This window comes from Streptomyces sp. AB3(2024) (genome assembly GCF_041862025.1).
Lineage (GTDB): Bacteria > Actinomycetota > Actinomycetes > Streptomycetales > Streptomycetaceae > Streptomyces.
On record NZ_JBGWAB010000289.1, the window covers coordinates 1 to 2,094 of the forward strand.

Genomic DNA, 2,094 nt, shown 5'->3' on the forward strand with positions numbered 1-2,094 from the left:
CCGGTGCGCAGCAGCGCCCCCTCCGGTGCGCCGCCGCGGCCCGCGCTGCGCAGGGCGGCCTGCTCGATGCGCAGGGCGCAGGCGATCAGCAGCGGGGGCCGGGGCGGTGGCGCTCCGGCGGCCATCACGCCCCTCCGGCCGGCCGGTGCGCCCCGCCCGTGCGCGGACCGTCCGGGCCGAAGGGTTCTCCGTGGAGGTAGCGGCCCAGGGCGGTGAGCGGGAACACCTGCCGGTAGAGGTGGTAGTTGATGGAGAAGTCCCAGGGGAAGCCGGTGCCGGTGAAGTACGGCTCGTCCCAGGTCCCGTCCGGGCGCTGGGTCCCGACCAGGTACGCCAGTCCCCGCTCGACGGCCCCGCCGTCGCGCTCCCCCGCCGACAGCAGCGCCATCAGCGCCCAGGCGGTCTGGGAGGCGGTGGAGGCGCCCTTCCCGGCCCATGAACGGTCCTGGTAGGAACGCTGGTCCTCGCCCCAGCCGCCGTCCTCGTTCTGTACGGATTCCAGCCAGCCCACGGCCCGCCGGATCGCGGGGTGCGAGGGGGCGGTGCCGGCGGCGGTGAGGGCCGGGACCACCGAGCCCGTGCCGTAGACGTAGTTGGTTCCCCAGCGTCCGAACCAGGCTCCTTCCGGCTCCTGTTCGGCGAGCAGCCAGGCGATGCCGCGTCGGGTACGGGGGTCGGCGGCCTTGCCCTCGAAGGCGAGCATCTCGACGACGTGGGCGGTGACGTCGGCCGAGGGCGGGTCGATGACCTCGCCGAAGTCGCAGAAGGGCAGCCGGTTGGGGAAGGGGCTGGTGTTGTCGGCGTCGAAGGCGCCCCAGGCGCCGTTCTTCGACTGCATGCCGAGGTTCCAGGACACCCCGCGGGCGATGGCGGCCTCGACCTTCGCCGGTTCGGGGTGGTGGATGCGGCGCAGGGCCAGGACGACTTCGGCGGTGTCGTCGATGTCCGGGTAGTTGTCGTTGTGGAACTCGAAGGCCCAGCCGCCCGGTTCGAGCCCGGGGCGGCGCACGGCCCAGTCGCCGCTGCGCCGGATCTCCTCGCCGAGCATCCAGTCGGCGGCCTTGACCAGGGCGGGGTGGTCGGGGCGCACCCCGGCGTCGGCGAGGGCGATCGCGGCGAGGCAGGTGTCCCACACCGGGGACTGGCAGGCCTCGATCATCCGGGCGCCGTCCTCGCGCCAGACCGCGAACCGGTCGAGGGACTCCAGTCCGGCCCGCATCACCGGGTGCCCCAGGTCGTAGCCGAGCAGGTGCAGGGCGATGACGGAGTACACCGCGGGTGGCTGGATCCCGCCCCAGCAGCCGTCGTTCTCCTGGCGCTCGACGATCCAGCGGCCGGCGGCCGTCATGGCGGCCTTGCGCAGCCGGCCCGGGGCGAACCGCCGGTAGGCGTGCAGGGCCTTGTCCATGCGCTGGAAGGCCCCTTCCCAGGTGGCCAGCGGAGCGGCCGGCTTGGCCGGGAAGGGGTTGCGCGCGTCGGTGTGCAGCTCGTCGAGCGCGAAGGGGGCCGGGCGGACGGGCCGCAGGGCCGAGACGACGGTGAGCGGGACGATGGTCTGGCGGGCCCAGCAGCCGAAGTCGTAGATGTTCAGCGGCACCCAGGAGGGCAGGAAGACCAGCTCGGGCGGGAGTTCGGGCAGGTGGTCCCAGTTCCACCAGCCGAACAGGGCGAGCCAGATCCGGGTGAACACCCGGGCGGCGGCGATCCCGCCGTGGGCCCGGATCCAGGCCGAGGCGCGGGTCATGTGCGGGGCTCCGGGGTCGTCCCCGGCGAGGCGCAGGGCGACGTACGCCTCGATGGTGGCGGAGAGTTCGGGCGGTCCGCCGTGGAAGGTGGCCCACGTCCCGTCCTCGCGCTGTTCGCCCCGGATGAAGAGGGCGGCGGCGCGCGTGGTGGCCTCGTCCCGGATGCCGAGGAACTGCCGCAGCAGCAGGTCCTCGGCGTCCATGGTGACGTTGGTCTCCAGGTCGCCCTTCCACCACCCGGCCGGGTCCTGGCGCTCCAGCAGCGCGCGGACGGCCTTGTCGGTGGCCTCCCGGACACCGCGCGGCGGGCCGCCGGGCCCGCCCCCGGGCGGCCCCCCGGGCGAGATCG

At 74.6% G+C, this 2,094-nt stretch carries 1 protein-coding gene; it reads right to left on the reverse strand.

Features of this window, described 5'->3' with window-relative positions; genetic code table 11:
- Positions 1-124 precede the first annotated feature (124 nt).
- Complete coding sequence (gene shc / locus ACEPPI_RS40365; protein WP_373920220.1) at positions 125-2,092, reverse strand: squalene--hopene cyclase; 1,968 nt, start codon at positions 2,090-2,092, stop codon at positions 125-127.
- Positions 2,093-2,094: the final 2 nt, after the last annotated feature.